At 69.2% G+C, this 13,891-nt stretch carries 9 protein-coding genes; all 9 read right to left on the bottom strand.

Features of this window, described 5'->3' with window-relative positions; translation table 11 throughout:
• Positions 1-13: 13 nt before the first annotated feature.
• Positions 14-799 (bottom strand): SIR2 family NAD-dependent protein deacylase, encoded by a 786-nt coding sequence (locus CFB18_RS06465; protein WP_088570984.1) that lies wholly within the window; start codon positions 797-799, stop codon positions 14-16.
• A gap of 39 nt (positions 800-838) precedes the next feature.
• Positions 839-1,996, bottom strand: a complete 1,158-nt coding sequence (locus CFB18_RS06460) for a M20 family metallopeptidase (RefSeq protein WP_200808112.1) — start codon at positions 1,994-1,996, stop codon at positions 839-841.
• Positions 1,997-2,048: 52 nt separating this feature from the next.
• Positions 2,049-2,996 carry a carbohydrate kinase family protein gene (locus tag CFB18_RS06455; protein WP_088570983.1) on the bottom strand — a complete coding sequence of 316 codons (948 nt, stop codon included), beginning with the start codon at positions 2,994-2,996 and terminating at the stop codon, positions 2,049-2,051.
• A 15-nt stretch (positions 2,997-3,011) separates the two neighbouring features.
• On the bottom strand, positions 3,012-4,082 hold the full coding sequence (locus CFB18_RS06450; RefSeq protein WP_159461609.1) for a dipeptidase: 1,071 nt from the start codon (positions 4,080-4,082) through the stop codon (positions 3,012-3,014).
• Positions 4,060-4,566 carry an acyl-CoA thioesterase gene (locus tag CFB18_RS06445; protein WP_088571249.1) on the bottom strand — a complete coding sequence of 169 codons (507 nt, stop codon included), beginning with the start codon at positions 4,564-4,566 and terminating at the stop codon, positions 4,060-4,062. The genes CFB18_RS06450 and CFB18_RS06445 overlap by 23 nt, the downstream gene beginning before the upstream one ends.
• Complete coding sequence (locus CFB18_RS06440; RefSeq protein WP_088570981.1) at positions 4,563-5,057, bottom strand: metallophosphoesterase; 495 nt, start codon at positions 5,055-5,057, stop codon at positions 4,563-4,565. Before CFB18_RS06440 ends, CFB18_RS06445 begins: the two co-directional genes overlap by 4 nt.
• A gap of 65 nt (positions 5,058-5,122) precedes the next feature.
• Positions 5,123-7,507 carry a tetratricopeptide repeat protein gene (locus CFB18_RS16240; protein WP_088570980.1) on the bottom strand — a complete coding sequence of 795 codons (2,385 nt, stop codon included), beginning with the start codon at positions 7,505-7,507 and terminating at the stop codon, positions 5,123-5,125.
• A gap of 1,258 nt (positions 7,508-8,765) precedes the next feature.
• Positions 8,766-12,350 (bottom strand): chromosome segregation protein SMC, encoded by a 3,585-nt coding sequence (gene smc / locus CFB18_RS06430; protein WP_088570979.1) that lies wholly within the window; start codon positions 12,348-12,350, stop codon positions 8,766-8,768.
• A gap of 25 nt (positions 12,351-12,375) precedes the next feature.
• The gene (locus tag CFB18_RS06425) at positions 12,376-13,827 is read right to left on the bottom strand and encodes an LCP family protein (protein ID WP_088570978.1); all 1,452 of its coding nucleotides are present in this window, start codon (positions 13,825-13,827) and stop codon (positions 12,376-12,378) included.
• Positions 13,828-13,891: the final 64 nt, after the last annotated feature.

Genomic DNA, 13,891 nt, shown 5'->3' with positions numbered 1-13,891 from the left:
TCCTCCTGAACGTTCATTCCGCACCAAAGGCCTCCTCCCGCGCGGGTCCCAGCACGGCGTCCGCCAGGAGGGGGAGGATCTCCGCCACATCCCCGCGGATCTGCAGATCCGCGTAACGGTCAGCAGCGGTAGGGGAGAGATTGATCAGGATCAGGCGGGCCCCGTGTTCCTTAGCCAGGATGGGGAGATCCCCCGCCGGGGCCACCTCCAGGGAGGAGCCAGCCACCAGGAAAACATCCGCCCGGCGGGCCTCCTGCTGGGCGGCGAGGAAAGCCTGGGCCGGCAGCTGCTCCCCGAACAGGATGACGTTCGGCTTGAGCACTCCCCCACACACCTCGCAGCGCGGGATCGTCCCGTTCTCCAGAAAAGCGTCCAGGTAAGGGGCGGCGGGGACTTTACGATAGCACCGGATGCAGGTGGCCTCCCGCAGATGCCCGTGCACCTCGATGACCCGGCGGGAGCCCGCCTTCTGGTGAAGCTCATCGATGTTCTGAGTGATCAGGGCTTTGAGGATGCCCGCAGCCTCCAAGCGGGCCAGGGCGTAATGGGCGGGGTTGGGCCGGGCCTCCCGGATCATGCGGGCCAGGGGGCGCACCCACTCAAAAAACGCTTCGGGACGGCGGGAGAAGGCCCAGATGGAGGCCACCTCCATCGGATCGTAGATCGTCCACAGCCCGGAGCCTTCGCTCCGGAAATCCGGGATCCCCGAAGGGGTGCTGATCCCGGCTCCGGTCAGGGCCACCAAATAACGGGAGCGGCGGATCATCTCCGCCGCGCGGGCCAGCTCCTCCATCTCCATTCCCCTTCCCTACTCCACTGTCACGTTGCCCTTCCTTGTTTATAATACCGTCCATCGAGCCAGCAAAGCGGCGACCAGGGCGGCCCGTTGCGGGAGGGAGGCGATCCACACGTGCTCATCCAGGGCGTGGGCGCCGTTGCCCACCGCCCCCAGGCCATCCAGGGTGGGGACGCCCAGGGCGGCGGTGAAGTTCGCGTCGCTTCCCCCGCCGGTCCCTCCTTCCGTGAGGGTCAGCCCCAGCTCGGCCGCGATGGTGCAGGCCCGCCGGAAGGTGGCGACCATCCGGGCGTCCCGCTCCATCGGGGGTCGGTTGAACCCTCCCCGCACCTCCACGCGGGCGCCATCCAGGACCGGCCGCAGGCTCCGGAAGGCCTTCTCCATCCGGTCCATCTCCGCCCGGGTCGCCACCCGCACGTCCACTACCATCTCCGCGTATTCCGGCACCACGTTGGGTCGGGTGCCGCCCCGGATCACCCCCACCGTCACAGTGGTGCCGCGCCGGGGATCGGCCAGGGCGCGCAGGCGCATGATCTGATACGCCAGCTCCTCGATGGCGTTGATCCCGCGCTGGGGATCGGCGCCGGCGTGGGCGGAGCGCCCGTGCGCGATCACGATGAAATCCCCCACCCCTTTGCGGAACGTCTTCAGGCTGCCGTCGGGGAGGGCGGGCTCCAGGCACAGGACCAGCTGGCTGCGCCGGGCCTCCTCCTCGATCAGCGGGCGGGAGGTCTCGCTGCCGGTCTCCTCATCGCTGGTGAACAGCATCCGGACGCGGTGCGGGGGATGGAGGCCGAGCGTCCGCAGGCCCTGAAGGGCACCGAGGAGGACGGCGATCCCGCCTTTCATGTCGAAGACGCCGGGCCCATAGAGGCGCCCGTCCTCCTCCCGCAAAGGCATGCGCTCCAGGGTCCCCAATGGCCACACCGTGTCCAGGTGACAGAGGGTCAGGATTTGCGTGGAGGCTTCCGGATCGCCCCAGGTGGCGACCCAGTGATCCCCGACGGCCTCCTGGGGGATCCGCTCCACCTGAGCCCCCAGCTCCCGCAGGCGTTCGGCCACGAACTCCCCCAGCCGGTCCACCGCCGCCTTCTCGGTGGTGGGCGACTCGCGGAGGACCAGCTCCCGCAACAGCGCCACCAGCTCCTCCTGAAGCCGGAGGAAGGTTTCCATCCAACGGGACGGCCAGACCTCGCCCATCGTTCGCGTCTCCTGAATTGGGGATGGAAAACGCCATCGCCCCGCAGGGATCTCAGATCACCAGCTGCTCGTAGAGCCGCTCCAGGCTGAGCTCCGGGGAGACCGTCTCCCGGGAGCGGAGGGTCAGGGCGGCGGCGGCCACCCCCAGGCGCACCGCCTCCTCAATCGGGATCCCATGGAGCAGGGCGAAGATCACCGCGGCCGTCAGCGCATCCCCGGCCCCGGTGAAGTCCACGATCTCGGTGCGGATGGCAGGGATATGCCCGCTGAGGTCCCCGGCGGCGTAGACCAAGCCGAGCTCCGCCATGGTGATGATGGCCACCCGCACCCCCAGGGCGGTGAGATAGCGCGCGGCGAAAAGGGCTTCGTCCACGTTCGAGACCGGCAGGCCGGTGAGGGCCTCCGCCTCCGCGGTGTTGGGCGTCACCAGATGCAGCTCCGGAAGGATGGATCGGAGGCGCATGGCCAAGGTGGGGGAGGTGGGGTCGGCCGCCACCGGGATGCCGAACCGTCGGGCGAGGCGGACGGCCATGCGCAGGGCGGCCGGCGAGAGGTTGGCATCCAGGACCACCATGGCCGCCTGTTCGAAGAGGGCGCGGCGGGTTTGAAGATAGCGGGGGGTGATGGCCTCCAGGATGCTCATGTCGTCCACCGCGACCACCAGGTTCCCCTGCTCATCCAGCACCGCCAGGTAAGTGCCGGTCCGGCCCTGAGGGATCACCGCCACATGCTCGACGTTGACCCCTGCGCTCCGGGTGCGCTCCAGCACCCAGCGGCCGGTCTCATCGTCGGCCACCGCGGAGATCAGGAAGACCGGATGACCCAGCCGGGCCAGGTTCTCCGCGATGTTACGGGCCACCCCGCCGACGCTCCGCCGCACCTGGCCCGGGTTGGTCGCCCCAAGGCGGAGGGCCCCCGCGGCGTATCCCTTGAGGTCCAGGCCTGCGGCCCCGATCACCAGGACCGGCCGCTCCTCCGACCCCTCCCCTGTCGACCACATCTCCCCGCGCTCCTCTCACTCCAGCCCGTGGCGCAGGATGCGCAACCAGTTCCCGCCCATCACCGCTTCCACATCGGCCTCGGCGAAGCCGGCCTGTCGCAGGGCATCGGCGATCTTCGGGAGATCCGCCACCGTGTCGAACTCCGCCGGGGTCTCCTCCGCCCCGAAGCCGCCATCGAAATCGCTCCCGATCCCGACGTGACGGGCGTCCCCCACCCGCTGGCAGATGTAGTCGATGGCCCGCACCACATCCCAAACCGTGACCGCCTCCTTGGGATCCCCCCGGGTCCAGCCCTTCTTGAGCATGCGATTGCTGAGAACCACTCCGATCACCCCGTCCCGTTCGGCCAGGGCGCGGATCATCGCGTCGGAGAGCTGGCGGTCCCCGGGCACCAGGGCTTGAGGGTTGGAGTGGCTGGCGATGACCGGCCGCTCATAGCGCTCCAGGGCCTCGAAGAAGCTCCGCTCGGCCATGTGGCTGAGGTCCAAGATAAGGGGGAAATCCTGCATCACCTTCAGCAGCCGGCGTCCCTCATCGGTCAGAGGGCCTGGCTCCCCGGTGCCGCCGGCGTAGCGCGTGGCACTCCAGGCCGGCCCGATGATCCGCACCCCTCGCTCATACCAGACCTCCACCTCCTCCGGGCGCCGGATGGGGTCCGCCCCCTCCATCAGGCAGACGATCCCGATGCACCGCGGGTCAGGCTCCGGGAGGGGTTCCCGCCACGTTTCCAGCACGGCCTCCAGGTCCCGACGGGAGCGGATCCACCGGAAGCGAGGCTGGGTCTCCGTCAGGCGCTCATAGTAATCCAGCTGGGCCATCCCCTCTGCGTAGGCCTCATCGGGGGTGCGGTAGGTTCGCTCCATCGCCGAGCGGGCGTGGCGCGCCGGCATCACGAAGACGGTGGCGAAGATCACCGCCACCCGCCCGGCCAGCCATTCCGGCAGGCCCAGCATGCACCGTCCGTTCAGACGGGGGATCTCCGTCCCCTCCTCCCGCTGCCGCGTCTCATGGGCCGAGCGGGTGTAATCCCGGCCGAAGGAGCGAGCGTTCCAGGCCAGGTCTTCATGGGCATCCACGATGATCATCCTTGCCCCCATCGGATCGTGAGGGAGAAGAGAGGGCCAGCTCCAGCTGCCCTTCCTCGAAGGCGCGGAAGCGCTCCCGCCACGGCTCCGGGATCGGGACGGAGACGCCGCGGGCGTAGTCGTAAGCCACCTGCACCGAGCGGCCGAGGGCCATCACCTGACCGGTGTCGCAGCGTTCGATCCGGTAGAGGAAGACGAAGCTGCGCTGACGGATCTCCCCCACCCGGATCCAGACCCGGAGCGGCATCCCCAGGGTGATGGGCGCCCGATACTGACAGGTCGCCTCGGCCACGATCATCCCCAGGGGCTCCAGCGGGGGAGGCACCTCAGCCAGCCGGCGGAGGTAGTGCAAGCGCGCATGCTCGAAATATGTGAAATACACCGCGTTGTTCACATGCCCCATCGCGTCCAGATCCCGAAAGCGGACCTCGATGGGCACCGCCATGCGGAACGGAGTGTCCGGCGGGAAGAGTTCCTCCCTCATTCCTCAACCTCGATGAAACGGAGTTCGTCGGTCTGCAGGTCCAGGATGCAGAACGAGCGACTCTCGTGGCGGACGCCGCCCAGGGCCCCCGGGTTGATCACGCGGGTCCGCCCCACCCGCTCGTCCCGACGCCGATGGGTGTGGCCGTGGAACACGTAGTCGAACTCCCCGGAGGCGATGCGCTGCTGGAGGCGGGCCGTGTCGTCGCCGTGGAGGAGGGCGATGCGCCGGCCTGCCAGAGTGGTGGTCAACTCATCCCCCAGGAAGGGTTGACGCCCCAGGGCCACCACCGCCGGTTCCAGCGCCTCCAGGCGGTCCAGATTGCCGCGGACGAAGAGCACATCCCAGCCCTCGAAAAGGGCCACCACCTCCGGCGAGGTCACGTCCCCGCAGTGGAAGAGGCGCTCCACCCCCTCCCGGCGGAGGATCTCCAAAGCCCGACGCGTGTTCTCGATATGATCGTGGGTGTCGCTCAGGATCCCGATGCGCATCGATGGGCCTCCGAGTCCGGGATAGATGGGGAAGCGAGCCGGGGCCCCAGGGCTCAACCCGCTGCTCACGAACCCAGGTGGGCCAGAGCCCGGCGATAGGCCTCCAGGGCCTTCTGCAGCTTCCCGGCCTCCTGGTAGGCATCCCCCAAGGCCTGCCACAGGCGGGATTCGTCGGGGCGCAGCTGCACTGCCTGCTCCAGATCGGCGATCACGCGCTCCCGCATCGCCGCCACCCGCATCAGTCGTTGATACTCCCGAACGGCCCGGGCGGTGTCGCCCAAGTTGAAGAGCAACCGGGCCATTGCCAGGCGGGTCTCGTGATCCCGAGGCTGGGCCTTCAGGCGGGCCTCATAATCCGCCAGGACCCCCAGCAGCGCGCCGGCCATGGTCTCGGCGACCGGCACCGCGTGCAGGCGCTCCAGCCAGCGGGGATCCACAGCGGGGGCGGGCTCCGGGATCTTCCCAGCCGGCGGGAGGCCCTCATCCACCGCCAGGAGATCCCAGATAGGTGCCGTCTCAACGGCCTCCGGGGCTAGTCCCTTCCCTTCCCACACTTCCTCGACTTGAAGATCTTCCGGCATCGCCTCGCCGACAGCTTCGGGGGCGATCTCCGGCGTCGGGAAGGGGAGGGCGCCTTCCAGCGGTGGCGTCTCGATCTCCTCCGGAGGCGCTGCTTCGAGCGGGGCCGCTTCCGGAGATGGCGCCTCCGGAAGGGCCTCCGGGAAGATCCCCATCGCCGCCTGCCACTCCGGCGGGATCTCCAGGGGCTGGGCGGCCGCCTCCTCCAGGAGCTCCCGGAACCGGCGTTCCTCCTCCTCGAGGGCCGGGGCGATCTCCTCCTCCGGTGGCTTGAGGGCCAGCAGCCAGTCCGGGAGCGCGGCCTCTTCGGCTGACGCCGCCTCCGGAGCGGCTTCCGTTATGGGAGCCTCGGGGATCTCCTCCGGCGGCGTCGGAAGCGGGGGGGTGGGAGCTTCCGGCGGCCGACGGCCCAGGATCTCCGCCAGACGGGCTTCCGCCTCCTGTTGCGCCTGGGCCCGCAGCATCTCCTCCTTGCCCTCGGCGATCCGGGCCAGCCAGGCCAGGGCCTCCTCCGGGCTCAGCGACTCCGGCAGCGGCGGCAGGCCGGCGACCTCCGGCGCAGCCTCCTCGCCCGGCCTCTCCATCGGGACCTCTCCCGGTTCCTCCGGGGCCGGCGGGAGCTCCCCGGGGGCTTCCCACGGGATCTCGGGCGGCGCCTCTTCACTCGGGGCCTCAGAGACTGGGGCGGGCATCTCCGGCGGGAAGAGACCCTCCATCCATGAAGGTCCAGCCTCCCCCTCCCCCGGTCCTTCCATCCACGAAGGCGCTTCGGAGGGGAGGGAGAACTCCTCCTGTAGCCATTCCGGCAACTCCAGCTCCGGAGGCGGGACTTCCTCCGGAGCCCCCAAAGGTTCTTCCTCCGGCTCCACCGGAGTCACCTCTATTGATCGTAACCATTCCAGGGTCTCCGCCACCGGCTCGGGGGATGGGGTTTGGGGAGTCTCCGGTGGGGCGGCTTCCAGGGCTTCCAGCGCGGCTGGGGCTTCCTCGGCAGCGGGTGCGGTCGGGACTTCCTCTCCCAATGGGAGGCCCAGGGCCTGGAGCCATTCGGGGATCTCGCCCTCCTCCACAGCGGGTCGGGCGTAGGCCGGGGTGGGAGGCACATAGATCAGGCGTTCGATCCGCACCTCCGCCGGCTGGATCGAGGCCGTCGGCCCGAGGAGATCCGGGACCAGGGTGAGCTCGGGGTCTACGGCGGCGGCGCGGCGGAACAGCTCGCGGGCCTCCGCCTCGCGGCCACTGGCCATCCAGAACTCACCCAGGATGAGGTTGGCCTTCAGGCAATAGGGGAGCTCCTGGAGCAGGCTCTGCGCGACCCGCGCGGCCTCGAGGCGCCGCCCATCCCGCCACAGCACCTCCAGGTAAAGGACGCGGAGGTCGGCGCGCTGGGGCGCCTCCTGGAGCAGGCTCTCCAGCTCCGCGATGGCGGCGGCGTAGAGATGGCCCCGGGCGTAGAGGCGGGCGAGGGCGCCCCGGGTGAGGGGCAGGAACTCCGGGGGGGCTCCGTCCCGGCGGGCGTAGAGTTTGGCCAGCTCCTCCCGGATGAACTCGTTGTAAGGGAGCAGCTCATAGGCCCGTTCCATCTGCCAGGCCGCCTCGGCGATTTGCCCACGGCGCTCGTAGATCACGCTGAGGCCGATGCGGGGGAGGAAATCCTCCGGATCCGCGCTCAGGGCCCGGGCGAAGAGGTCCATCGCCGCATCATCCTGGCCCTTCTCCAGGTAAGCCTGGCCCAGCAGACGGTAGGCCCGCTGGTATTTCGGGTAGCGCTTCAGGATGTGCATGCAGTGGGCGATGGCCTCATCATAGGCTTCGTCCTGGAGCAGGCGTTCGATCTCCGCGCTATACTGGGAAAGCGTGATCTCCTGCATCCGGTTCCCCCTTCCCTTCCGGGTCGCGCGCCTGCGCGTTGAATGAATTCGACCTCGAACGGCCTTCAGCCGAGGGTCAGCCTGGATGCTGAATGAATTCGGCCTCAAGAGACCTTCGGCCAACGGTCGGCGGATGCGTCGAATGAATTCGACCTTCGAGGGCCTTCGGCCGACGGTCGGCCTGCGCCGACCGAAGGATTGTCTTTTGCGTCGGCGAAGGCCGACGCCGGCGCGCAGCGCCTGAGAAGGCCGATTTCAATCGGCGCGAACGCCTTCAGCCGACGACCGGCCCGCACGCCGAATGAATTCGACCTCAAGAGACCTTCGGCCAACGGTCGGCCTGCGCCGACCGAAGGTTGTCTTTTGCGTCGGCGAAGGCCGACGCCCGGCGCGCAGCGCCTGAGAAGGCCGATTTCAATCGGCGCAAAAGCCTTCGGCCGACGACCGGCCTGCGCCGGCTAAAAGAACGGAAGATGCCAACCTCCCGGCTCTCCCACCGGCGAGCGCCTCGCGTGCATCGGTTCGGGCCTGAGCTCGTGGGTCGTGCAACCCTCACCGGTCAGAGAGAGACATCCGGGCAAACAGGCTCCGGGTCGCTGCCTGACAATTCGATTATACCCGGAGAGGACCCGACGGCATGCGGAAGATTCCCCCGCGCTCGGCCACTCCCTCACCTCTCGCACCGAAAGGGATGGCTTCGTTCGGAGAGCGAGAAAAGCTGGCTTCCCACGCCCTTCGGACATCCTGGTCTGGAGCTCGCAGAGGGTTTAAAGATCGGACTGGGGGTTCGAACATGCGCGCTGTATCTCGAAATTCATTTCAACTGCTATCCCATCCGATGCAGGGAATCCCCGCTTTTCCGAAGGTGTCTGGATTAATTTAAAGCCCATTCGCCCCGAACTCTCGCTCCAGGACACCGCCGGTTGCTTTTGACAGGATAGACCTCGGCCTGAACCTCCGCCTTCGAGCCTGCGAAAGGTCGCGGCGAAAGCGCTCCTACAGACATCGATCTTTGGAGGGGGAGCTTTCGTCCCGAACCTTCGTTTTCGATCCCGCGAGCGGCCGTGGCGAAGACTGTTCCTATAACCCGAACCCTCGTCTTCGAGACAGCGAGGGTCGCGGCGAAAGCCTCGGTGGCAGGCGCTCCCCCTCATCCCCAGGATGCAGACTGAAATGAATTTCAGCTTACTTAGTGGGTCGCGGCTGAAGCCACTCTTACGATAGGCCCCAGCGGAAGCCGCTCCTACCGAAGGGTGGCTCATGGCTTCGCCGGCGTTGCCATCACCCGTTCCGCTTCCTCCAAGCGCAGGCTCAGGACCTGGGAGGTGCCATCGGGGCGCATGGTGACCCCATACAGGACGTCCGCGACCTCGACGGTGCCCCGGTTGTGGGTGATGAGGATGAACTGAGTGCGCTCGGACAGCCGGCGGATCATCTCCCGGAAGCGGCCGATGTTGGCCTCATCCAGCGCGGCATCCGCCTCGTCCAGGATCACGAAGGGGGAAGGGCGGACGCTCAGCAGGGCGAAGATGAGGGCGGTGGCCGTCAGCGCTTTCTCCCCTCCTGAGAGCATCATGAGGCTCTGGGTTCGTTTCCCGGGCACGCGGACGTAGATCTCCACCCCCGCTTCATCCCATCGCTCGGCTGGGGTGAGGGCCAGGCGGGCGTTTCCCCCGCCGAACAGCGCGGTGAAGGTCTCCCGGAAGGCGCGGCCCACCGCCCGGAACGTCTCCATAAAAGCCTGCTGCATCTGCTGATCCAGGGCTTCCACGGTCTGCCGCAGGGAGGCGGACGCCGCTTCCAGATCCGCCACCTGGGCGGTCAGGAAGGCGTGGCGCTCCTGGAGCGCGGCGTATTCGGCGGCCGCCTCGGGGTTCACCGGCCCCAGCCGGCGCAACGCCCGCCGCAACGCCTCCACCTCCGCCTCCAGGGCCTCCAGCGGCTCCTCCGTCTGGATCTCCTCCAGCGCTTCCAAGTTCAGCTCCCCGACCTCCTCCGACCCGGCGGCTCCCTCCAGGTGGCGCCACTCCTCCTGCAACGCCTGCTGAAAGGCCCGCAACTCCCCCTCCCGGCGCACCCGCTCCAGCCGCGCGGCGTGCACCGCTTCCTCCTGCTCCTGCCCAATGCGGCGGAGGGTTTCCACCTGCTCCCATACGGCCTCGAAGGCCGATTCCAGGGATAGAAGGAGCGTCATCTCTTCAGCCCGCCGGGCTTCCCGTGCTTGACGCTGTGCCTCCAGATCCCGGAGGGCTTCCTGAAGCTGGGCTTGCTCGGCCTCCAGGGCCTGCCATGAGGGCGCGCCCTCCGGATCCTCCAGGGTCATCCGCTCGACTTCGAGAGCCTGTCGCTCCGCGATCAGGCGGGCGATCTGCTCTTCCACCTGACGGCGCTCCTCCTCCAGCAACCGTTCCTCCGCTCGCAGGCGGGCCAGTTCCTGCTCCATCCCCTCTAGGCCCAGGGCTGCCAGCTCCCTCTCCAGGGAGGCTCGGGCTTCCGCCAGCGCCTGTCGCTCCTCGGTGAGGGCCTGTTCCCGTCGGGTCAGGTCCGCCTGTTCGGCTGCCAGCTCAGCCCGCCGGGCCTCCCAGGCCGCCGCTTCCCGGGCCATGGCCTGGAGGGCTCGCGCCTCCGCCTCCAGCTGTCCCTCGACCTCCCGGAAGGCGCGCTGAAGGGCCTCCCATCGGGCTTCGAGGGCGCGGCGCTCCTCCTCGAGGGCTGCCAGGGCCTCCCGGGCGCGATGCCATCGGCCCATCGCCTGTTCCAGCGCCTCCTCCGCGTGCCGTCGGGCCCGCCGGGCTTCCTCCAGCTGCCCCCGCAGCGCGCGCCATTGCGATTCTTCGATCCACCCTGCCGACTCCGGCGCCGTGTGCCGGCCGATCCACACGATCCCTTCCCCGCTCATGCGCTCGCCCTCTGGGGTGAGGATGTGGGCGGATCGGGGCAGACGCGACCGCAGGGCCCGGGCCTCCTCCCATGTCTTCGTCAGCCAGATCCCTTGCAGACGATGCTCAAGCCAGGCCTGCAGACGGGGCTCAGGGGCACGCACGACGCGGGCGGCCGGAAGCAGGCCGGCGGGCACGGGCGGGCTTCCGGAAAGCAGGAACCGATGTCGGGCCGGGCGGGGCCGCTCGAAGCGCAGGGCGTCCAGAAGGATCACTGGAAGGCCGTGGCGAACCTGGGCGCGCAGCGCCTCCAGGACGCGGGCCTCGCGCACGATCAGCGCCTGGAGCAGCGGCCCCAGAATGGCCGCCACGGCGACCTCCCAGCCGGGATCAACCTCCAGGAAATCCGCCAAGACCCCGAGGACCCCGGGGAGGCCGGCGGAGAGGATCGCCCGCAGGTCCTCCGACCATCCCTCCCGAGCCTCCCGGCGTCGGGCCAGGGCTTCCGCATAAGATTCCAAGTAAGCCTGGTCGGCCTCCGCTCGGGCGAGGGCCTCCCGGGCGCGGGCGACCTCCGCTTCCGCCTCCTCCAGGGACCGATGGGCCTGGGCGACCTGACGGTCCAGGATCTCGCGGGCCTCCTGTAAGGCCTGGGCCTCCCGACGGAGCCGCTCCCGCTCCTCCTGCAACGCGGCCTGTCGGGCTTCCCGTTCCTGCCGACGGCTGGCCTCCTCGCGTGCCTGCTCTTCCAGTTCGCGTAAGAACGCCTCCAGGGAGAGGCGCCGACGGGCGAGGCGGTCGGCCTCCGCCTCGCGCTGCCGCTCCGCCTCCTGAATCGCCTCCAGCTGACGACGGAGGGCCTCGCCTCGGGCGCGCTGCGGCTCATGGCGCGCTTCCCACTCCTGACGTTGCGCCTGCAGCGCCTGGGCGCGGCGCAACAGCGCCTCCCGGGCCTCCTCCAGCGCGTGTTGCCGGGCCTCCAGGGCCGCCTGACGTTCCTGCAACGCCTCCCGGCGCTCCCGGACGGCCCGGAGCGCCTCCTCGAGGGCCTGCTGCCGCTGGCGCAGGTCAGCGAGGGCCTCCTGAAGCTTCCCCCAGGCGACCTCTTCCTCCTGTAGGGCGGCCCGCCGACGCCGGATCTCCTCTCGAAGCCGCGCCGCCTCCGCCTCGGAGGCCGCCTGCTGTTCCTGGTGACGGAGCCGGGCGGCCTCGGCCTCGGCGACGGCCGCCTGCGCCTCCTCCAGGCTCCGACGCAGCGCGGCCATCCGGCGCGCGGCCCATCGGCGCCAGAGCGCCTTCAGACGGGAGAGCGTCTCCTCATACTGGCGCGCCCGCTCCGCCTGACGGCGAAGGCTGTTCAGCCGCGGCGTCATCTCCGCGAGCAGATCCCGAACCCGGGTCAGGTTCTGCTGGGTGGCCTCCAGGCGCCGAAGGGCCTCCTCCCGTTTCATCCGGTAGAGGGCGATGCCGGCGGCCTCCTCGAACAGCGCTCGACGCTCCTCCGGCCGCATCCGGAGCACCTCATCCACCAACCCCTGACCGATGACGGTATACGTCCGCCGGGCCAGGGGCGTGGCGCCCAGCAGGTCCTGGATGTCCCGCAGACGGACCCGGTTGCCGTTGAGGAGATACTCCCCTTCCCCATCGCGGTAGACCCGCCGGGTTAGGGCGACCTCGGCGAAGTCCACCGGCAGATCGCCCTCCGCGTTGTCGAAGATCAGCGTCACCTCCGCCATGCCGGCGCGGGGCCGCTGGTCGCTGCCAGCGAAGATCAGATCCTCCCCCCGGCGGACCCGGAGGGTGGAGAGGCTCTGCTCGCCCAGGGCCCAGCGGATGGCCTCCGCGATGTTGCTCTTGCCGCTGCCGTTGGGACCCACGATGACCGTCACCCGTCCCGGGAACTCCAGGCGGGTGGGCGTGGCGAAGCTCTTGAACCCGTGCAGCTCGATCGCCTTCAGACGCATCGTCAACCTCTGAGGCAGGGAAGCTTCAGCGCCCACATGGGTTGAAATCCGTGCCCAGCCAGATGCGATAGGCAACCTCCGCCCCGGGCTCGGGGGCGGACTCCAGCCGGGACGCCGGCAGATGAAGCGCGCGCAGGAGGGATTGGACCGCCCCGGCCGAGCTCTCCGGATGGAGCGCCAGCACCCGGCTCGGCCGCCCGTCCGGTTCCACCTCCGCCGTGCGGACCACGCCGAACCCGGCCTCCCGCAGGATCTCTACGGCCATCCCGGCGTAAAGCGCGTTCCCGCTGGCGTTGATCAACTCCACCCGGGTGAGCGGAGAGGCCTGGGATGGAAGCGGCCCGAGCAGGAACCGCTCCAGGTAAGCATATGTTTGCTCTGTGGGCAGATAAATGAACAGCTCGTTCTCCGAAGTGGTCGTGATCCTCGCCGAAGCCAACACCGGATGCAGGGAGCCGCGCGCGATGCGCGAACGGTCCATGCGAAGCCCCAGGGAGGCCAGCCAGAGCACCTCATCTAACCCCAGATCCGTCTGCACGGTCTGACGCAGGCCGGACCAGAGAGCGGGTGCCCGGGACAGCCATCCGCCCTCCTTCAGACGATCCAGCATCCCTTCCAGCACCTGCTGCTGGCGGCGGGCGCGATCCGCATCGCCGGTGGAATAACGGGATCGCATATACCACAGGGCCTGCTTGCCGTCCAGATGATAATAGCCGGGAGCAGGCAAATTCAGCGTCCCCGTGATGGTCGGATCATCGGGATCCGGGAAGACGTCGTAAAGGGGGCAACGGACCAGGACGTCCACCCCGCCCAGGGCGTCGATGATCGCCCGCATCCCCTGGAAGTCCACCAGCGCGTATCCGTGGGTTGCGATCCCCAGATTGTAGCGCAGGGTGTCGCGGAGAAGACCGTAGCCGCCGCCGGGATACCCGGAGAGCTCCCCGTGGGGGTAAGCCGTGTTGATCTTGTGGGACTGCCAGCCCGGGATATACACCCACAGATCGCGGGGGATGCTGAGCAGGCGAGCGGAGGGACCCTCCGGATCAATGGAAACCAGGATGATGGTATCCGTGCGACCGACCCGTTCCCCCGGCTGTCGATCGCTCCCCAGCAACAGAAGGTTGACGCGGCCCGGAGGGAACGAGAGGAGCGGACGGGGAGGGGGCGCGCCCTCCGGGACCCCGACGGGCGCGGGAGGGGGTGTGGGGGTGAGCGCCCAGCGCGCGGGGAGCCCCGGCGTGGGCGTCGGAGTGGGCGGCACCGGCGTAGGCGTCGCGGTCGGCATCGGAGAAGGGGTTGGCGTCGGCGGCGCCGCGGGCAAAGCGGGCGATGGGATCGCCGTCACGGCCTCCTCGCCGTTCGCCAAACGGGAAGGGCTCGCCCCCATCGGGGGGACGCGGGACATCCATGCCAGGCTCTGAAGCACCATCAAGAAGCCGATGAGCGCCAGCGCTCTTCCCAGCCATCGGATGGTCATCGTCCGGGATCCTCCCATAGAGTTCCGGAGCCCGGCGAGGCGGCCGTCGGAATCCGCGGCGCGC

It is taken from the genome of Thermoflexus hugenholtzii JAD2, from assembly GCF_900187885.1.
Classification (GTDB): Bacteria; Chloroflexota; Anaerolineae; order Thermoflexales; family Thermoflexaceae; genus Thermoflexus; species Thermoflexus hugenholtzii.
The sequence above is the reverse complement of the archived record's forward strand: the minus strand, read 5'-3'. Positions and strand labels throughout refer to the sequence as shown.